General features: G+C 68.2%; 19 protein-coding genes, 1 tRNA gene and 1 pseudogene. 7 read left to right on the top strand and 14 right to left on the bottom strand.

Going from position 1 to position 19048, the window contains the following annotated elements:
- Positions 1-28 precede the first annotated feature (28 nt).
- Both PWS46_RS01485 and PWS46_RS01480 read right to left on the bottom strand, forming a co-directional pair.
- Positions 29-643: a 2-hydroxychromene-2-carboxylate isomerase gene (locus PWS46_RS01485; protein WP_434617128.1), complete on the bottom strand. Its 615-nt coding sequence runs from the start codon at positions 641-643 to the stop codon at positions 29-31.
- Between the two features lie 117 nt (positions 644-760).
- Positions 761-1474 (bottom strand): response regulator, encoded by a 714-nt coding sequence (locus PWS46_RS01480; RefSeq protein WP_434617125.1) that lies wholly within the window; start codon positions 1472-1474, stop codon positions 761-763.
- A gap of 267 nt (positions 1475-1741) precedes the next feature.
- Here PWS46_RS01480 and PWS46_RS01475 point away from each other — a divergent pair, with 267 nt between their 5' ends.
- The 3 genes from PWS46_RS01475 (at position 1742) to PWS46_RS01465 (ending at position 4413) form a co-directional block, all read left to right on the top strand.
- On the top strand, positions 1742-1927 hold the full coding sequence (locus PWS46_RS01475; protein WP_109151646.1) for a hypothetical protein: 186 nt from the start codon (positions 1742-1744) through the stop codon (positions 1925-1927).
- Between the two features lie 23 nt (positions 1928-1950).
- Positions 1951-2172, top strand: a complete 222-nt coding sequence (locus PWS46_RS01470; RefSeq protein WP_434617122.1) for a hypothetical protein — start codon at positions 1951-1953, stop codon at positions 2170-2172.
- 102 nt (positions 2173-2274) lie between these two features.
- Positions 2275-4413: a hypothetical protein gene (locus PWS46_RS01465; protein ID WP_434617119.1), complete on the top strand. Its 2139-nt coding sequence runs from the start codon at positions 2275-2277 to the stop codon at positions 4411-4413.
- 56 nt (positions 4414-4469) lie between these two features.
- Here PWS46_RS01465 and PWS46_RS01460 read toward each other — a convergent pair whose 3' ends face one another.
- The 5 genes from PWS46_RS01460 to thiO all read right to left on the bottom strand — a co-directional run bounded on the left by PWS46_RS01460 (position 4470) and on the right by thiO (position 7876).
- Entirely contained in the window at positions 4470-4910 is a 441-nt protein-coding gene (locus PWS46_RS01460; RefSeq protein WP_434617116.1) for a hypothetical protein, read from the bottom strand.
- 53 nt (positions 4911-4963) lie between these two features.
- Positions 4964-5407, bottom strand: a complete 444-nt coding sequence (locus PWS46_RS01455; protein ID WP_434617114.1) for a PaaI family thioesterase — start codon at positions 5405-5407, stop codon at positions 4964-4966.
- A 93-nt stretch (positions 5408-5500) separates the two neighbouring features.
- On the bottom strand, positions 5501-6301 hold the full coding sequence (locus PWS46_RS01450; RefSeq protein WP_434617111.1) for a thiazole synthase: 801 nt from the start codon (positions 6299-6301) through the stop codon (positions 5501-5503).
- A gap of 187 nt (positions 6302-6488) precedes the next feature.
- Complete coding sequence (gene thiS / locus PWS46_RS01445) at positions 6489-6698, bottom strand: sulfur carrier protein ThiS (protein WP_434617108.1); 210 nt, start codon at positions 6696-6698, stop codon at positions 6489-6491.
- Positions 6695-7876: a glycine oxidase ThiO gene (gene thiO, locus PWS46_RS01440; protein ID WP_434617105.1), complete on the bottom strand. Its 1182-nt coding sequence runs from the start codon at positions 7874-7876 to the stop codon at positions 6695-6697. The genes thiS and thiO overlap by 4 nt, the downstream gene beginning before the upstream one ends.
- Positions 7877-8216: 340 nt before the next feature.
- On the opposite strand from thiO, the pseudogene PWS46_RS01435 reads away from it, so the two are divergent.
- A pseudogene (locus PWS46_RS01435) lies at positions 8217-10184 on the top strand (methyl-accepting chemotaxis protein); the annotation flags it as partial.
- Positions 10185-10317: 133 nt separating this feature from the next.
- Here PWS46_RS01435 and mgtE read toward each other — a convergent pair.
- Positions 10318-11748 (bottom strand): magnesium transporter, encoded by a 1431-nt coding sequence (mgtE, locus tag PWS46_RS01430; protein ID WP_434617102.1) that lies wholly within the window; start codon positions 11746-11748, stop codon positions 10318-10320.
- A gap of 375 nt (positions 11749-12123) precedes the next feature.
- Between mgtE and PWS46_RS01425 the strand changes: the two genes are divergently transcribed.
- The gene (locus tag PWS46_RS01425) at positions 12124-12426 is read left to right on the top strand and encodes an STAS domain-containing protein (protein WP_434617099.1); all 303 of its coding nucleotides are present in this window, start codon (positions 12124-12126) and stop codon (positions 12424-12426) included.
- 139 nt (positions 12427-12565) lie between these two features.
- Entirely contained in the window at positions 12566-13279 is a 714-nt protein-coding gene (locus tag PWS46_RS01420; RefSeq protein WP_434617096.1) for a phosphatase PAP2 family protein, read from the top strand.
- A 127-nt stretch (positions 13280-13406) separates the two neighbouring features.
- Here PWS46_RS01420 and PWS46_RS01415 read toward each other — a convergent pair whose 3' ends face one another.
- Both PWS46_RS01415 and PWS46_RS01410 read right to left on the bottom strand, forming a co-directional pair.
- On the bottom strand, positions 13407-13838 hold the full coding sequence (locus PWS46_RS01415; RefSeq protein WP_434617093.1) for a hypothetical protein: 432 nt from the start codon (positions 13836-13838) through the stop codon (positions 13407-13409).
- Positions 13839-14531: 693 nt separating this feature from the next.
- Positions 14532-14616: transfer RNA gene (locus PWS46_RS01410), tRNA-Leu, on the bottom strand.
- Positions 14617-14803: 187 nt separating this feature from the next.
- Here PWS46_RS01410 and lipB point away from each other — a divergent pair.
- Positions 14804-15547: a lipoyl(octanoyl) transferase LipB gene (gene lipB / locus PWS46_RS01405; RefSeq protein ID WP_434617090.1), complete on the top strand. Its 744-nt coding sequence runs from the start codon at positions 14804-14806 to the stop codon at positions 15545-15547.
- On the opposite strand, the gene PWS46_RS01400 is transcribed toward lipB, so the two are convergent.
- From PWS46_RS01400 to PWS46_RS01385, 4 genes are all read right to left on the bottom strand, one after another.
- Positions 15544-16056, bottom strand: coding sequence for a hypothetical protein (locus PWS46_RS01400; protein ID WP_434617087.1), 513 nt, complete (start codon positions 16054-16056; stop codon positions 15544-15546). The genes lipB and PWS46_RS01400 overlap by 4 nt on opposite strands.
- Positions 16043-16888, bottom strand: coding sequence for a hypothetical protein (locus PWS46_RS01395; RefSeq protein ID WP_434617084.1), 846 nt, complete (start codon positions 16886-16888; stop codon positions 16043-16045). Before PWS46_RS01395 ends, PWS46_RS01400 begins: the two co-directional genes overlap by 14 nt.
- Before the next feature lie 105 nt (positions 16889-16993).
- Positions 16994-17296 carry an acylphosphatase gene (locus PWS46_RS01390; protein WP_434617081.1) on the bottom strand — a complete coding sequence of 101 codons (303 nt, stop codon included), beginning with the start codon at positions 17294-17296 and terminating at the stop codon, positions 16994-16996.
- Positions 17293-19041, bottom strand: a complete 1749-nt coding sequence (locus PWS46_RS01385; RefSeq protein ID WP_434617078.1) for a long-chain-fatty-acid--CoA ligase — start codon at positions 19039-19041, stop codon at positions 17293-17295. Before PWS46_RS01385 ends, PWS46_RS01390 begins: the two co-directional genes overlap by 4 nt.
- Positions 19042-19048 lie beyond the last annotated feature (7 nt).

Genomic DNA, 19048 nt, shown 5'->3' with positions numbered 1-19048 from the left:
GCTCTGCCTGAGGAATCCGCCCCCTGCCCTACCAGCCGCCGGTAGCGAGCCAGCGGTCGACCATGTCGAGGCGGTCCCAGCCCCAGAAGGGTTCTCCGTCGACGAAGACGAAGGGAGAGCCGAAGACGCCGCGCTCCACCGCATCGTCGGTTTCGGTGCGCAGTCGGTCCTTGACCGCCGGATCCTGAATGGCGGCGGCCACCGCGGCACGGTCGATGCCAAGGCTGCCCAGGGTCTGCGCCGCGATCTCCGCCACCGTGTCGGCCGGGCCGATGTCCCGCCCCTCGCCGAAATGGGCGTGGAAGAGCGCATGGGCCAGCAGCTTCGCCTGTTCCGGATGCTCGTCGGCCAGCCAATAGAAGGCGCGCGAGGCGGCGACGCCGTTGGCCGGGGCCGAATCGGGGAAGGTGAAGGGGGCACCGGTCAGCCGGGCGATGCGGCCGACGTCATGGGTCAGATATTCGCCGCGCAGGGGCTGCTGCAGGTTGGGCTTCATGCCCGTCACCTTGAAGATGGCGCCGAGCAGGACCGGGCGCCAAGTGACGGTGCGGCCATGCTTCGCCGCCAGCTCGTCGATGCGCAGGCTGGCGAAATAGCCGTAGGGCGAGGCGAAGTCGAAATAGAAATCGATCGGGTCCGGCACGCGCGTTTCCTCTCCGACAGGTTTTCCGGAAAGGCTAACGCGGGTACGGGACAGCGTCCAGCAGTGCATCGGGGGGCGTCCGGGAAAGGCGCGATCCCCGAACGACCCTGTCCCCCGTCAGACCGTGCGCACCTTGGCGTCGAAGACGTAGCCGGCGCCGCGTTCGGTCTTGATGATGCGGGGTTCCTTCGGGTTCGCCTCGATCTTGCGGCGCAGGCGCAGGATCAGCACGTCGATGGACCGGTCGAACACCTCCGCCCCGTCGACGCGGGTGAGGTCGAGCAGCTGGTCGCGGGTCAGCACCCGCTGCGGCCGCTTGACGAAGGCCGCCAGCAGGCCGAACTCCGCCTTGGTCAGTTCCACCTCGCGCCCCTCCTGCCCGCGCAGGCGCTGGGCGGTGAGATCGAGTTCCCAATTGGCGAACTGCACGACGGCGCGCAGTTCGTCCGCATTGCGGGGCGGCCGGGCGTCGTTGGAGACGCGGCGCAGGACCGCCTTGATGCGGGCCAGCAGTTCGCGCGGGTTGAAGGGCTTGGTCAGGTAATCGTCGGCCCCCAGTTCCAGCCCGACGATGCGGTCGACGTCCTGGTCCTTGGAAGACAGGATGATGACGGGAATCTGCGATTCGGTGCGGATCTGGCGGACGAGGCCCAGCCCGTCGCCGTCAGGCAGGCGCAGATCGCAGACCACGAGATCGACAGGATCGCCGTCCAAAGCCTGCCGGGCCGATGCGGTGTCCTGCGCCGTCGTGACCCGGTAGCCCTCTCCCGCCAGATATGAGGCCAAAAGCTCCCGAATCGGCTCGTCGTCGTCGACAGCGAGAATGTGCATGCCTGTTACCTCCCCAAATCTTCTTATCTCACGCGCGAGCGGCACGCAATGCGTTACAACCCCGTAACAGCCGCGGCCGATTCGCCCACCGCATGAGTTGGTTGAAACCGCGTCCTGCACCGGCGACATAAAAATACCGTTGCGCGGACATTAACCAGAAACAAGCTGCGGTTTAAATCCAGACCATTGAACAGGGGACGGTGGCGAACAGGGGACGGTGACCCGCCTGTCCGCACCGGACCGCAGCCGTGATGGGGAAGCACCGCCATGTCGAACATCGATCATTGCCTGGAGCGCCTGGCCCTGCTCGACCGCGCCGACCGTCTGCTGAACGAGGTGCGGGTCTATGGGCAGCATGGCTCGATCCGCGAAACGCTGGCGCAGCACCGGCTGCTGCTGGGCGAGGCGAGGCGCCACCTCGACTCGGCGCGCTCGGTCGGGCGACTGGGCTGAGGACCGTCGGCGAAACCATCTTCATGTCCGGCTGCAACGCCCAGGCGGCACCGATGCCGCCCCACCGCACCGCGCCCCACAACAGGGCGGCGAGGCGCCCGCCCGCCGACGGCCACCGCCGTCCGGCGACGGAGCGTTGCGCCCATCATTCCGGGTGCGTGCCGGGTGCCGCACAGGTCGCGGCCCATAATGGCGCGCCGCTGTGGCGCACGATGATGGAACGCTGGCTGGCCGCGGCCCCCTGACCTGTCCGGACTTTCGGACAGCCTCCTGTTGCGCTCTCCCTATTCCCGCCCGATTTCGCGCCTATGTCGGCAGTCGGGAGTCACAACACGGAGAGACCCATCATGACCCGCGCCATCCTTCTCGCCTCCACTGCCCTGCTGATGGCGGCCCCGGCGGCGCTTGCCGCGACAGGCGGACCGGCCGGCGGGCAGCTGGCGCTGACGCGGGTCCTACTGTCGACCGGCGGCGTCGGCTATTTCGAATATGAGGCGACGGTGAGCGGCGATGCCGACCTGTCGCTGGAGGTGCGGCGCGATCAGGTCGACGACGTGCTGAAGAGCATCGTCGTCTATGACGACAAGGGCGGAGTCGGCACCATCGCCCTGCCGGGCGCCGAACCGCTGGACACCGCCTTCCGCGAGCTGCCCTTCTCGGCCGGCGACCTCACCTCCCCCGCCGCATTGCTGAACGCGATGCGCGGGGCGGAGGTGACGACCGGCGGATCCCGCCAGCTGACCGGCCGGCTGATGTCGGTGACGGAGGAAACGGTCCGGCTGCCGGGGAACGACGGCGCCACCACCACGCGCCACCGCGTGACGCTGATGACGGCCGAGGGCCTGCGCCAGCTGGTGCTGGAGGATGCCGACGCGCTGCGCTTCACCGATCCGGCGGTGCAGGCGCAGATCGACCGCGCGCTGTCGGCGGTGGCGGACAACGCCCGGCGCGAGCGGCGGCGGCTTTCCGTCCACAGCCGGGCGCCGCAGGACGGGCAGGCGGCGGCCGGCGAGCGGCGGGTCCGGGTCGGCTATGTCGCGGAGATGCCGCTGTGGAAGGCGACCTACCGGCTCAGCCTCGGCACCGGGCAAGGTCAAAACGGACAGGGGCAGAACGGACAGGCGGGCAAGGGCAGCGGCGCGCTGCAGGGCTGGGCGGTGCTGGAGAATCTGAGCGGCGAGGATTGGAGCAACGTCGACCTGACGGTGGTGTCGGGCAACCCGGTCACGCTTCGGCAGGCGCTCTATACCCCCTATTTCGTCGAGCGGCCGGAGGTGCCGGTGGAGGTGCTCGGCCGGGTGCTGCCCAGCGCCGACGAGGGCGCGGTGACGCTGAACGACGCCCGGCCGGCGATGCGGTCGCAGTCGGAAGCCTCGCGTGCCGGAGCGCCGCCCGCAGCCGCCATGGCCGCGCCGGCCCCGGTGCCGATGGGCGAGCCGCTGGCGAAGGTCGCCCCCTACGGCAGCGCGGCGGGAACGCCGGCGATGGCCGCGGTGCGCGGTGCCGAGGCCGGCGCGGCGGAGGGCGCCCAGGTGCTGTTCCACTACCCGCAGCCGGTCAGCGTGCCGAACGGCGGGACGCTGATGATGCCGATCGCCGCGGCCAGCCTGCCGGTGGAGCGGGTGGCGCTCTACCAGCCGGCCGCCGACGCCCGCCACCCGCTGGCGTCCCTGCGGCTGCGCAACGACGGCGACACCGCCCTGCCGCCGGGGCTGCTGACCTTCTATGACCGCGATTCGGCGAACAGCGCTTATGTCGGCGACGCCAGGATGGCGACCCTGCCGGCGGGCGAGAGCCGGCTGCTGTCCTTCGCCGTCGATCAGGCGGTCACCGTCGACCGCGAGGAGAAGCCGAGCCGCCGGCTGTCCCGCGCCACCATCGCCGACGGCGTGCTGACCCTGTCGGTGGTCGACCGTCAGAGCACGACCTATAATGTTGCCGGCGCCCCGGACGCCGACCGTGATGTCGTGATCGAGCATCCGCGCCGTCCCGGCTGGGAGCTGGCCGAACCGGCGAACGGCAAGCCGGAGGCGACCGCCACCGCCTACCGCCTGCCGCTGGCGGTGCCGGCCGGCAAGACGGTGACGCTGACCGCCACGCTGGAACGGCCGCGGCAGGAGCGGATCGTCCTGACCGACCTGACCGCCGACCAGATCGCCGCCCGCGCCTCCGCCCCCGAACTGCCGGCGGAGGTTCGTCAGGCGCTGACCACGCTGGCCGGCCTGCGTGCCGCCGTCGCCGAGAAGGAGCGCCGCATCGCCGAGCTGGAGCGCGAGCGGGCGGAGCGGATCGCCGACCAGGACCGCCTGCGCGAGAACCTGAAGGCCCTGCCGGCCGGCAGCGACCTGCACAAGCGGACGCTGGCCAAGATGTCGGAGGCGGAGAACCGCCTGGACGGGCTGGCGCGCGACCTGACCACCGCCCGCAACGAGGCGGAAGCGGCGCGGCAGACCCTGCGCGAGCGGGTGAAGGCTTTGGCGATCTGAGGGGAGTGAATAGCCAGGTGTCACGGCGGGAGGGGGCACCCGCCGCGACACGTCTTCTACAGCGTCGTCGCGCTGCAATAGGCCCAATCGTCGCCCTGCAGGCCGAAGAAGGCCGCGACCGGCTTGCCGCTGGAGCGGTCGACGACGACGCGGAAGCGGCTGCCGGTGCAGGTGCCCTGCGGCTGCTTGGCGAAGGGCAGCTTGACGTGCTTGGACTTCAGGCAGGCGTCCGACATCTTCGGCGGGGTGGCCGGGCCGTCCACCTTCTTGCCGTTCAGCACCATGTAATAGTTGGTGGCCTGCCCGCCCTTGACATCGGCCTTCACCTCGATCTTGCCGAAGCGCGACTTGTAGAGGCCGGCATCCTGTTCGCCGTCCGGCGCGCCGCTGGGCAGCGCGCGGAAGGAGATGGCGGCGCAGGACGGCGGGTCCTTCGCTTCCGCCGGGACAGCGAGCAGCGCGGAGAGGCCGCCGGCCAGCAGGAGGGCGGCGGGCACGGACCACAAACGTGCAGACAGCATGGAAGAGACCTTTCGAACCGGTTGAACCGTCACTTCGGCAACAGGCAGATGGCGGTCTGCTGCATCAGGGCGCAGTCCTTTTCCGCACCGCCGTCCAGCATCGACACCTCGACCTGGGTGATGGTCAGGGTGCGGCCGGGCTTGACGACGCGGGCGCGGGCGATCATCACGTCGCCCTTGGCCGGCGCCATCAGATTGATCTTGAACTCCACCGCCAGCACCTCCGCCCCCGCCGGCATCAGGCTGTAGGCGGCATAACCGCCGGCATTGTCGGCCAGCGTGCTGACCATGCCGGCATGGAAGAAGCCGTGCTGCTGCGTCAGTTCGGCGCGGAACGGCAGCCGCATCTCGCAGAATCCCGGCTCCACCGCCGTCAGTTCGATGCCGAGAGTCCGGCAGATCGGCTGCTGTTCGAAGGAGGCGAGGCAGCGCGCCTTCCAGTCGGGGTCGCGGGGAACGAAGCTGTCGGCCAAGGCGAAGCACTCCGGCAAGGGGACGTTGCGGGACAGCCTGCGTCAGCCGCCCCGCCGGATCAAGCCCGTTTCCCTATGGGTCAGCCGCCGATCTCAGCTGCCGATCAGGCCCATCTGCGGGCTGGACGGTTCGGCATGGGCGCGCATCGGCATGCGGCCGGCCAGATGGGCGGCACGGCCGGCGCTGACCGCGTCGCGCATCGCCGCCGCCATCCGCACCGGATCGCGCGCCTTCGACACCGCGGTGTTCAGCAGCACGGCGGCGCAGCCCAGCTCCAGCGCCAGCGCGGCGTCGGACGCGGTGCCGATGCCGGCGTCCAGCACCACCGGCACGGGGCTGCGGGCGCAGATCGTCTCGATGGCGTGCGGGTTGCGGATGCCCATGCCGGAACCGATGAAGGCGCCCAGCGGCATCACCGCCGCCGCGCCCAGGTCGGCCAGCTTGCGGCAGGTCACGGGGTCGTCGTTGCAGTAGGGCAGCACGACGAAGCCGTCATTGACCAGTTCCTCGGTCGCGCGCAGCAGTTCCTCGACATCGGGATAGAGCAGCTCGCGGTCGCCGATGACCTCCAGCTTGATCCAGGGCGTATCGAGCGCCTCGCGCGACAGTTGGGCGGTCAGCACGGCTTCCTTGGCGGTCATGCAGCCGGCGGTGTTGGGCAGCAGCCCGACCGGGCCGGTCGGCCGCCCGGCGGTGGCGCGGGCCAGCACGTCGACGAGGCTTTCCGAATAGCCGTCCAGGCTGATGCGCCGGATCGCCAGCGTGACCAGCTCGCTGCCGCTGGCCGCCAGCGCGTCGAGCATCACCTGCTGGTTGGGATAGCCGGCGGTGCCGAGGAAGAGACGGGAACCGAGGCTGCGCCCGGCAATGGTGAGGGTGTCGGATTGGGACATGGGAGGTGCCTTTTGGAATGCCCTCTCCCGCCCCGGGAGAGGGAGGGGACCCGCGCCGCAGGCGTGGGGAGGGTGAGGGGTGATCCAAGAATTTCGAACCGCATGGTTCCTTGCGCCACCCCTCACCCTTCCCAAGCTTCGCTTGGGCCCCTTCCCTCTCCCGGGACGGGAGAGGGAAATGTAGGGGTCAGCCGCCTTGGATCGGGCGGACGATTTCCAGGCTGTCGCCGGGCTGGAGCGGAGTTTCGGGCCAGCGGCGGCGGGGAACGACGGCGCCGTTCAGGGCGACGGCAACGCCACGCGCACCCTCGGCGATCCCGCGGCCGGCCAGAAACTCGGCCAGGGAGGCGGCGGATAGTGGCTCGTCACGGCCGTTGATGCGGATGACAGCGCTCATGCGGCGGCTCCCGCCGCAACGAAGCGGTCGGCGGCGAAGGGGCGCAGCAGCGGGTCGGTCTCGCCGGTCAGCACCAGCCGGGCGATGCCGTCGGCGGTCACCGGGGTCAGCAGGATGCCGTTGCGGTGGTGGCCGGTGGCGTGGATCAGGCCGGGAATGCTGCTCTCGCCCAGGATCGGCGCGTCGTCGCGGCTGCCGGGGCGGAAGCCGACCCAGGCCTCCTCGATCGGCAGTTCGGCGATGCCGGGCAGCGCCCGCCACGCTCCTTCCAGCAGGGCGAACTGCCCGCCGGCGGTCAGGCGGTCGTCGAAGCCGCGCTCCTCCGTCGTCGCGCCGATCAGCAGCCGGCCGTCCAGCCGCGGGATCAGGTAGGTGCCCGGTGTCCACACCACATGACGCAGCAGCGGCAACCGCACGTCCATCCGCAGGCAGACCATCTGCCCCTTCACCGGCCGCACCGGCGGCTTGGCGGCGGGCGGCAGTCCCGGCACCCCGGCCGACCACGCCCCGGCGGCCAGCACCACCCGGTCGGCCCGGTGCAGGGTTTCGGCAACCCGCACCCCAGCGGCGCGACCGCCCTCCATCGCCAGCGCCACCTCGCCGCAGTGCTCGTGCAAGAGGGCGCCGGCGGCCTCGGCGGCGCGGCGCAGGGCGGCTGCGACCTTGCGGTTGTCGACCTGATGGTCGCCGGCACAGAACAGCGCACCGGCGACACCCGGCTGCAGGAAGGGTTCGCGCCGCCGCACCTCGGCCCCGCTCAGCCACTCCACCGGCAGGCCGAGGTCGCGCTGGAAGCCGTGCAGGAACCGGACCTTGGCGGCATCGTCGGCATTGAGCGCGATGACCATCGTGCCTTCGCTGCGCAGGTCGACGGCCATGCCGCTCGCGGTTTCCAGGTCGCGGGCGAAGTCCGGCCACAGCGCCTGCGAGGCGCGGGTCAGCGGCAGCAGCCCTTCCTCGCCCGGTTCGGTTTCGACGCAGGCGGCCAGCATGCCGCCGGCGGCATGGGTGGCGCCGCGCCCGGCTTCTCCCCGCTCGAACAGATCGACGCGGCAGCCGGCCGATGCCAGCCTCCAGGCGATGGCAAGGCCGATGCAGCCGGCGCCGATGACGGCGACGGACGGGCGGGTTCCGAAGACGCACTCGGAAAGAGAATATGGTTCTGGCGCATGGATCATGCGGCGGCTCCCTTCGCTGGAATTACCCAGACAGGTTCGATGGGTGTGTTCTCAGCCGCGCGACCACCGCACGGCACCCCAGGCCTATGGCTTGCCTTATGCCAATGTTTCGCTGGCCCCACAAGCGGAATCGACACTCACCAATTCCGCCGCCCAACCACGCCTCCTCCCACCGATGCGGCGACATGCCACAGCCCGATAGGGAGTTCCCCGGATAAGAAACGCTACCAATCGGCAGCTAAACTATCCGCAAAATAAGCCATACCGGGGCACTCGCGGCAACAAACGGGCGCGGCCGGTGTGCGGAACGAACACCATCGATGACCGAGGATTCGCCAGCATGCTGTCATTCTTCCGCTCGGACGCCCCGACCGCCCCCACCTCCGGCACTCCGGTCGGCATTCCCGCTGGCAAGCCCGAGCCGGCGGCACCGGTCGCCGATCCGGCGGAAGCGCCGATCCGCAGCCTGTGCCTGCCGGCCGCCCAGATCGGCGCCGCGGCGCTGGAGGGATTGAAATTCGCCGCCGGTGCGCCGGCGCTGGTCGTCGGCTTCGTGTCGCCGCATGTCGATTTCGCCGCCACCTCCCGCGCGCTGCGCTCCGCCCTGCCGCCGTCGACGCAACTGGTGCTGGTCTCCACCTCGGGCGAACTGTGCGCGGCCGAAGGCCAGCCGCTCTACCGCAAGGCCGGCGACCGCTGGGACAGCGTGGTGCTGCAATCCTTCAGCCCGCGCCTGTTCGCCGGGGTCAGCGTCCACACGGTGCCGCTGCATTGCGACGATTTGCGCGCCGGCCGCCCGACCCGCGACGTGGCCGCAAGGGTGGAGGCGATCCGCGGCGAACTCGACCGCATCCGCGTCCCCTTCGCCATCGACAGCCACGACACGGTGGCGCTGACCTTCATCGACGGCCTGTCGGCCAGCGAAAGCTGGTTCATGGAGGCGGTCTACCGCTCCGGCCATTTCCCCTGCCTGTTCATCGGCGGCTCGGCCGGCGGCAAGCTCGACTTCCGCAACACCCATCTGTTCGACGGCCAGCGCGTGCTGGAGAATTCGGCGGTGACCATCTTCCTGAAGATGGCGCCCGGCATCCGCTACGGCATCTTCAAGTCGCAGAATTTCCGCCCGACCCAGACCCGTTTCGCCGTGGTCGATGCCGACCCGATGCGCCGCATCGTGCGCAGCGTGATCGACCGCGACAGCTTCGAGGTGGTCAGCTTCATCGACGCGCTCGCCAGTTCCCTGCGCTGCAAGCCGCAGGAGCTGCCGGGCAAACTGGCCAACAACACCTTCGCCATCGAGATGGAGGGGGAGCTGTTCGTCCGCTCCATCTCCGGCTTCGATTTCGAGAAGGACGAGGTCGGCTTCTACTGCGACGTCAATCCCGGCGATTCGCTGTGTCTGGTGGAGGCGACCGACTTCGTCCGCCAGACGGAGGACGACCTCGCGGCTTATCTGCGCGGCAAGCCGCGACCGGTGGGCGCCATCCTGAACGACTGCATCCTGCGCCGGCTGAACAACCCGGACCAGCTGTCGCGGGTCCATGCCTTCGACGGTCTCGCCGCCGCCGGCTTCTCCACCTTCGGCGAGCTGCTGGGCATCAACATCAACCAGACCCTGTCGGCGCTGATGTTCTTCGAAGTGCCGCCGGGCACTGGGTTCTCCGACGACATGGTCGACCGTTTCCCGGTGCATTACGCCCGGTTCCAGAGCTATTTCATCGCCACCCGCTACAACCGGCTGGAACTGCTCAGCCGCATCCGTAACGCGGTGATCGAGCGGATGCACAGCTATCTCGACGCGCTGGTGACGCTGACCGGCGGCGTGCAGGAGACCGCCAGCTATGCCGCGCGCATCGGCGGCTCGATGTCGGCGATCGAGGCGACGCTGAACCGCCACGCCACCCTGTTCGACGGCCATGCCGAGCGCAAGGACGCGCTGGTGCGCGAGTTCACCCAGCTGAACACCGTGGTGAAGAGCATCGAGAAGGTGCTGTCGGTGATCGACGGCATCGCCAGCCAGACCAACCTGCTGGCGCTGAACGCCACCATCGAGGCGGCCCGCGCCGGCGAGGCCGGCAAGGGCTTCGCCGTGGTGGCGGCGGAGGTGCGCAAGCTGGCCAACGACACCAAGCAGACGCTGGGCGACACCCGCCGCGCCATCGACCAGGTGGTGACCTCCGTCCGCTCCGTCGGCAGCCAGCTCGACGACACCAGCGCCCGCATGGACGAGGCCGCCTCCGCCTCTCACGAGTTGCAGACCGACATCCACGCGGTGATCGACGAGGTCGAGGGGGCGCAGAAGGCCATCGAAGGCCGCCTGTCCGACATGAACGACCATGCCCGCCGCATGGAGGACATCAACCACTACATCGGCTTCCTGAAGCAGCTCGACCGGGCGGGGTGAGGCGGCGCGCGGCGGGTGCCCCCACCCGCCGCATCTCCTACAACAAGAACACCGACGCCAGCCCCAGGAAGGCGAGGAACCCGACGACGTCCGTCACCGTCGTCAGGAACACCGCGCTCGACACCGCCGGATCGACCCCCAGCTTTTCCAGCCCCAGCGGGATCAGGGCACCGCTCAGCCCCGCCACCACCAGATTGATGATCATGGCGAGCGCGATGACGACGCCGATCAGCGGGCCGAACCAGACCAGCGCGATGGCACCGACCATCACGGCGAAGATGCCGCCGTTGATGAGGCCGACCAGCAGCTCCTTCCCTACCACGCGCAGCGCGTTGGCCGACGACAGCTCGTGCGTCGCCAGCGCGCGGACGACGACGGTCAGCGTCTGGGTGCCGGCATTGCCGCCCATCGAGGCGACGATCGGCATCAGCACCGCCAGCGCCACGATCTGCTCGATGGTGGCCTCGAACAGCGAGATGACGCCCGACGCCAGGAAGGCGGTGGCGAGGTTGATGGTCAGCCAGCCGACGCGGCTGCGGGCGATGTCGGCGATGCCGCTGAACACGCCGGTGTCGCCCGACCCGCTCAGCTTGCGCAGGTCGTCCTCGGCCTCCTCGTCGATGATGCGGACGACGTCGTCGACGGTGATGACGCCGATCAGCCGGCCGGCGGGGTCGATGACGGGTGCGGAGACCAGGGCGTATTGCCGGAACAGGTTCGCCACCTCCGCCCGCTCCATGGTGGCGGGGATGGCGTCGACCTCGCCGGTCACCAGATCGGCGATACGCACGGCCCGGCGCTGGCGCAGCAGGCGCGACAGCGGCACCGCACCCACCACCCGGTGCATCGGGTCGACGATGAAGATGTCGTAGAAATCCTCCGGCAGCGTGTCGGTCGCCGCGCGCACGAAGTCGATGGTCTTGCCGACCGTCCAGAACTCCGGCACCGCGACCAGCTCGCGCTGCATCATGCGGCCGGCACTGTCCTCGTCGTAGGTCAGGTTCTCCTGCACCAGCGCCCGTTCGGCGTCGGGCAGGTTCGCCAGGATCTGCGCGCGGGTCTCGGCGTCCAGATCCTCGATCAGCTCCACCGCGTCGTCGGTGTCGAGGTCGGCGACGGCGGCGGCCAGTTCCTGCGGCTCGAACCGTTCGATCAGCGCTTCGCGGAGATCGGGGTTCAGGTAGGACAGCACCTCGCCGTCCAGTTCGGCGGGAAGCAGGTCGATCAGGTCGGCGCGCTCGGCCGGCTCCGCCTGTTCGATCAGGTCGGCGATGTCGGCGGCATGCAGCCCGTCGAGCCGCGCCAGCACGGCCTCGCGTTCGCGGGCGCGCAGCAGGCCGACGATCTCTTCCACGAACTCCGGCTCGACGCCGTAGGGCCGTTCGTCCTCCGCCTCCTGACCCGGATGAGAACGGGCGTGGGCGGCGCCGTCGGGGCGCAGATCCGGCGTGTGGGGATCGGTGTGCATGCCGGCACCCTCCCTTCGACGATGCAATCCCCCCACATGCCTGAGCCGGGTGGCCGACGGCACGGAAACGGCGTGTCGGCTCAGCGACATCGGACGGTGGCCAATGGCGCTTGGGGCCGGCGTTCGGGGTTTGCGGGTTGTGGAAGCCTTCCGGCCGGTGCCGGGAACCGCCTGCCAGGGGACGGGACCGGTGACGGCGGAAGCGCCCCCGACATAGAGGCGCCGTCCCGGTTTGTCCAGCCCGGATGGGCGTCAAGCGGCTGTGTCCGCCGCATTTGCCACCATATCCTTGCACCGCCGCGACCCTTCATGCTCCCATGCATCTCGCGCCGCGTCCGCGGCGGCGCCTGATGGGGAAAGGGACCGGACGCGCCGATGGAGTATGCCTTCACCACCGTCGGCGGTCGCGACGGCATCCTGCTGTCCGGCCGCTGCACCTACGAAGACGGCACCCGCTTCCACGACATGCTGCGCGACTGGGATTTCGCCGCCAGCCCGGTGGTCCCGATCGACCTGCGCTTCGTCACCTTCATCGATTCCGCCGCCATCGGCATGATGTTCATCCTGGCGAACCGCTGCCGCGAGGCCGGCGGCCACATCGTCGCCAGCGGCGCCGCCCCGCACATCGTCCGCGCCCTTCGCCGGGCCACGCTGGACCGTTACATCGAGTTCAAATGATCCCGCCCCGAAATCGGGGAGGGTGGCACCCCGAACCGCTCCCCCCGGTCCCGTAAGGTGCTTCCCGATGCGCCGTTGACCCACCCTGTCATAAAAACGCAACACTGGCCGCTCCCTTCCCCCTACCTTTGGAGCGTGCGTGGAGTTCCTGAACCGTCTCGACCAGTCGCTGCTGCTGTGGCTGAACCAGTTCGCGGGGCACAGCGCGGCGTTGGACATGGCGGTGCGCGGGATCGCCAACATCTATCTGATCAAGCTGGGACTGTTCAGCGCCGCCCTGTGGTGGCTGTGGTTCCGGCGGGAGGAGACGGAGGCCGGGCGCCGGCTGGTGGTGGACGCCATCGCCGCGGTGGTGCTGGCGGTGGCGGCGTCCATCCTGATCCAAGCGGTGATGCCGGCCCGGCCGCGCCCCCTGCACGACGCCGGCCTGCCCTTCGTCCCGCCGATCGGCCAGAGCCGCGACGCCCTGAAGAACTGGAGTTCCTTCCCCAGCGACAATGCCGCCCTGGGCTTCGCGTTGGCCGCGACCAATCTCCGCGCCTCGCGCCTGTGGGGGCTGCTGGCCTGCCTGTGGGCGGCGCTGGTGATCGCGCTGCCGCGGGTCTATCTGGGCCTGCATTATCCGGGCGACGTCACCGGCGGCGCCCTGATCGGCATGCTCAGCGCCTTCACCGTCGCCCGGCTGCTGCCGATGGGCAGCATCCACCGGCTGGTCGCCTGGATCGAGGACCGCTGGCGGCCCTGGTTCTACAGCGCCGCCTTCCTGGTGATCTACGAGATGATGGTGCTGTTCGAGGATGTCCGCCGCGCCTGCGGGGGAGCGGCCAAGCTGCTGCACGCGCTGGCGGGGTAAGGCCCAAATACGAAAAAGCCCGCTCGGTCTTGCGACCAGCGGGCCTTTCGTTGTTCCCATATCCCCAGTATGGGTCCAACTACTTAGGAACCTTCTTCTAGTTGCGACTGCTTTGCAATGAGCAAGCCTAATTGGAACCAAACCTCATTTTCACCAAGAACTTGAATGTCTCGGCGTCCCCGGTCATTAATTCAGACTTAATCTTCCTAATTTCAGGCACGCCATCAATAGTATTCATGCATTCTTTTATATACTTACTGAGAAGATCACGCACCTCTCCCTTAAAGACCCGGTCATGGTACAGGCAGGCTCCTAATTCCAGAGTATTTAGAAGTTCACCGACACTAAACTTCACATCCTTTTCTGCTTGATGCTGCTGAATCACCTTATCCCAGCCTTGAGACGCAGACTGGTAAAATGCCAGAACCGCACTAGCAGACCCTAGGTTGTTCGTCCTATTTAGCGTTATTATTGCGATAATTACAGCAATTATGCCGGCCGGAAGGCCAAATATCGTTGCAAAAGATGCAGCGTCACTCAAAAGGCTGCTATTTTCCATTATCAGACTTCTTTTGGCTCTTACTTTGCAACTGCTGCGATGCGGCCTGCCCTTGCTGGCTGCTAGATGGCTTTTGCAGCGCATGCTGAAGATGACTTGTCGCTAGGTGTTCTTGAGATGGAACTACTTTTCCAGAAAACATCCCAATGAGATGGTTAGTCGTTAGGTGCTCAATAATTACTTTCTTTGTCATAGATTTTTCCTCTTTCGGGGACGAACAACGATCGGGATGTCATAGGAGTAGCATAGGTGCATGCAAATTTCCACGCTCTCGTTCTTCAAACGCATCACCTACATATCGACGTCCAGCTTCAGAATCGGTAGCGTTGTGTCCTATCAGGTCGAATAGTGGGATAAACAGATATGATTGCACTCTGACTAAAAGTGCAAACTCCACTCCAGCGCCTTGGAGTGCGTCGCAGAAGTCAGGCGCATTCAGCGTACCTTTTATGAACTCGCGATGCGTCGGGCAAGCCCTACGGATACTATTGAAACAGCGGTCACTTCTAGCGCGACCTACGTCCTTTTAAATCATGTGGGGGATGCCAGCAGCGCTTCTTACTGCTAATCCCCTCCACGCTACATGACGTTTTGGGCAATGAACATTGACACGAAAAAGCCCGCTCGGTCTTGCGACCAGCGGGCCTTTCGGTGTTCCCGTATCCCCGGGATGGTCCCATCTGCATGGGAGAGTGGTGCGGTCGAGAAGACTCGAACTTCCACGGGTTGCCCCACAGCGACCTCAACGCTGCGCGTCTACCAATTCCGCCACGACCGCATCAGGCTGGTAGTCCCCGACGCTCGCTCGCGCGCCTCATCGGGTGGAGCGGGTAGATATCAGCTTCCCGATGGCCGATCAAGCGTTACAATCATCGTCTGCGAAGAAAAATGCGGTACGGTCCTCCGGCGGCTCCGCCGACACCGCCTGCCACACCGCCCGCCGACATCGTTAGAGACCAGATCGAATGACCTCCCCGACCAGCCTCACCGCCAGTCAGCCCGACACGCCCGCCCCTCAGCCGGCCCCCCAGCAGATCGAGTGGCGCATCTCCGACGAGCCGGTGCCCTACCCCGACGCCATCGCCGAGATGGAGGCGCGCGTCGAGGCGATCCGCGCCGGCACCGCGCCGGAGCTGGTCTGGCTGCTGGAGCATCCGCCGCTCTACACCGCCGGCACCAGCGCGCGCGACGAGGATCTGCTGGAGGCCGACCGCTTCCCCGTCTACCGCAGCGGGCGCGGCGGCCAGTACACCTATCATGGGCCGGGACAGCGCGTGGCCTACGTCATGCTGGACCTGAAGACGCGCGGTGCCGACATCCGCGGCTTCGTCCGCGATCTGGAGGAATGGATCATCCGCACCCTCGCCGCCTTCAACATCAAGGGCGAGCGGCGCGAGGGCCGCGTCGGCATCTGGGTCGACAAGCAGCCCTATGGCGGGCTGAAGGGCCAGGAGGACAAGATCGCCGCCATCGGCGTGCGGGTGCGCCGCTGGGTCAGCTTCCACGGCATCGCCCTGAACGTGGAGCCGGACCTGTCCCATTTCGGCGGCATCGTCCCCTGCGGCATCGCCGAGCATGGTGTCACCTCCATCGTCGCGCTTGGCCAGCTGGTGACGATGGAGGACGTCGATTCCGCCCTGATCGCGGCATGGCCGGAGGTGTTCGGCGGCCCGATGCGGGGCGAGGGGGACGGCGACGGGGACGCCTAATACTTCTTGAACCCGCCGGCGGCCGGGGTGGCGGCCTGACTGCCGGCGGGGTTCACGCGCGGGTCCTGGTTGTCCATCGACTGGACGGTGCAGCCGGTCGAATCGCCGTTGCGGAACAGGTAGATTTTCTTGCGGTCGGCCTTCCTGCCGGGGTCGTGCAGGTTCAGCCCATGGCCGAAGGCGACGCCCAGCACCTCGCCCTTGTAAAAGGCGCGGAAGCGCATCGGCTCGATCTCGTTGAAGCGCAGGGCGGCGCACTCCTTGCTCAGTTCCTTCTCGAACTTGCCGGCCTTGCGCCAGTCCTCCTTGGAGCGGATCGTCATCCATTGCGACGGCAGCGCGTATTGCACGATCGGCGGGGCGATGGGCAGGCTGGCCCCCGGCTGCGGCGGCGCCATGTGGCCGGGCTCCGTCCGCTCCAGCGCCCCGGCCAGCGCCGGGACCGCCCCCAGCAGCGTCAGCCCGCACAGCCAGAGGGCCGCCTTGATCGGCGCATCATATCCGGACATCGAACCCACGCTCCTTGACCTCGCCGACCGGCTTCTCCGTTGCCGGCATGTGTTTTGATGGCGACGCGATCGCCACCTCGCCCAGCCGTCCGGACAGAGCCAGCGACAGGTTCATCGCCTCGCCTTCGGCCGGCGCACCCAGCGGCGACAGCGTCACCGTGCCTTCCAGCCCCTGCGGCGGCCCGGCCATCGCTCCGGACAGCATCTCCATGACCCGGCCGAGATCGTCGATGGCGACCCGGTCGGTCTCGACCGTCAGCCCCTTGCCGGGACGGATAGCGGAGCGGAGGACGCCGATCATGGCGGCCAGCCCCTCGCCCTTCTCCTCGGCCGGCACCCGCGCCAGCACAAGGGCAGCGTCGTCCAGCCTCACATCCACATGCCTCTCGGCCAGGGAAAGGCCGATCCCCCGCAACTCGACCGCCACATCCTGCCGAGCATCCGGCGCCAGAGGCTGCAACGCGCCGGCCGGTCCATCCAGCGCCATGACGGCGGCACGGCGCTCCGCGGCGCCGAAGCGGGCGGCGAGCGCGACTTCGGCCACGGCGGCTTCGCTGCCGTCCATGCCGAAGGCGGCCAGCAGCCGGCCCAGATCGCGCGCCAGCGCCTGGATCGCCGGTCCCAGCCGGTCGGCAAGGTCGGCCGACGCAGGGTCGGAGGGCCGTGCCGGCGCATCCTCCGCCGCCTCCGGCCCCAGGCTGAGGCGGACGGCGGGGTCGCCATGTCCCGGCGCGGCGGGAGCCTTCGGTGGCGGCGCAGCCACGGTCGCGCGGACAGCCCTGCCTTTCGCCTCCGCCGCCTTGGCGAAGACGCCGGTGAGCATGGCCTTCATATCGGCCACATCCGGTTTCCTGGCGGTCATCCCGGCTACCGTCTCCAAAACCACTATGGCAGCCAGCATGCCGCCGTCATGGTTAGCGGAACGCTAATGCGGGTCTCACACCGTCGGCCGCTGCTCGAAGCCGGCCATGCCGGGGTCCTGCTCCGGTTCGGACACCACGTCGCGGACGATGGCCGACGGCGGGCCGCGGCGGCAGGCGTCCAACATGCGGTCGACGGCCTCGACAGGGCCGGCGAACAGGGCCTCCACCGTGCCGTCGCTGCGGTTGCGCACCCAGCCGGTGAGGCCGAGCGCCCCCGCCTGATCGACGGTCCAGCCGCGATACCACACCCCCTGCACCTTGCCCTGGATGCGGACGCGCACCGCCTTGCGGCCATCCTTCCGGTCATCGGCGGTCATGCGGCGCCACCCTTCGCGGCTGCGGCGCTCCGTTTGCCCTGTTCCTCGTCCAGCAGGGCCTTGCGGGACAGTTTTCCGATCATGGTCTTGGGCAGCTCCCGGCGGAATTCCACGACTTTCGGCATCTCGATGGGCGACAGCTTGTCCTTCAGGAAGGCGATCAGCTCCTCCGCGGTCAGGCTCTTGCCGTCGTCCAGCCGGACATAGGCTTTCACCGTCTGGCCGCGATACTCATCGGGCAAGCCGGCGACAACGCATTCGGCGACCGCCGGGTGCAGGTAGATCGCCTCCTCCACATTGCGGGGATAGACGTTGAAGCCGCTGCACAGGATCATGTCCTTGATGCGGTCGACGATGGTGGTGTAGCCGTCCTCGTCCATCACCCCGACGTCGCCGGTGTGCAGCCGGCCGTCGACCAGCGTCTCAGCCGTCTCGGCCGGGCGGCGCCAATAGCCCTTCATCACCTGCGGCCCGCGGATGCAGACCTCGCCCTTCTCGCCCGGCGGCAGGACGCGGCGCGGGTCCTCCAGGCTGACGATCTCGACGATGGTGCCGGGCAGCGGCAGGCCGATGGAGCCCTTCTTGTCCGAATGCAGCACCGCCGGATTGACGGTGGCGACGGGGGAGCATTCCGACAGGCCGTAACCCTCCACCAGCGTGCAGCCGGTCGTGCGCTCGAACGCCTCCTTCACCTCCAGCGGCAGCGGCGCCCCGCCCGACATGCAGAAGCGGATCGACGAAAGATCGAACTTCTCCAGATGTTTATGATGGTTGATCGCGGTGTAGATGGTCGGCACGGCGGGGAACAGGGTGATCCGCTCCGCCTGCAGGGTGCGCATCACCTGTTCCAGTTCGAAGCGCGGCAGCAGGACGATCTCCGCCCCCAGATGCAGGCCGAAATTCATCACCGCGGTCATGGCGAAGACATGGAACAGGGGCAGCACGCCCAGCATGCGCTCCTGCCCGTCTTCGCCGCCCTCACCGGGTTTGCGTTCCTTCGCCGCGTACCATGTCGCGCACTGGATGGTGTTGGCGTAGAGGTTGGCGTGGGTCAGCATCGCGCCCTTGGGCACGCCGGTGGTGCCGCCGGTGTACTGCAGGACGGCGACATCCTCCTGCGCGTCGATGGCGACCGGGGTCGGCCGCCCGTCGTTGGCAATCAGTTGGGCGAAGGGGATGTGGCGGTCGTCGCGCGGGATCGCCGCGATTTCCGCCCGCTTGGCGATGGGGAACAGCCAGTTCTTCGGGAAGGGCAGGATGTCGGCCATGCGGCAGATGACCAGCCGCTTCAGCCCGGTCTCGGCCAGCATCCGCGCCATCTTGCCGTAGAGCAGCTTCAGGTCCAGCGTGACCATCAGGTCGATGTCGCTGTCGCCGATCTGGTGGATCAACTCGCGTTCGGCATAGAGCGGGTTGAAGTTCACCACCGTGCCGCCGGCCTTCAGGATGGCGAAGAAGGCGATGACGTAATAAGGCGTGTTGGGCAGGAACAGCCCGACCCGCGTTCCCTTCCCCACCCCGATGGCCTGAAAGCCGCGGGCGGCGCGGTCGACCAGCCGGCCCAGCTCGCGATAGCTGGTGCGCTTGCCCAGGAAGTTCAGGCAGGGCTTGTCGCCATGGCGGGCGACGGCACCCTCCAGCAGGTCGGTCAGCGGCCGGGCCGGAATCGGCATCGCCCAATCCACCGTCGGCGGGTAGGAGGCCAGCCATGGATAATCGGGCAGCTTGCGGGCGGCGTCTCCCATCGCGCGG

Source organism: Azospirillum sp. B2RO_4 (genome assembly GCF_051124815.1).
GTDB lineage: Bacteria > Pseudomonadota > Alphaproteobacteria > Azospirillales > Azospirillaceae > Azospirillum.
This window is presented reverse-complemented; position numbering and strand designations above follow the sequence as displayed.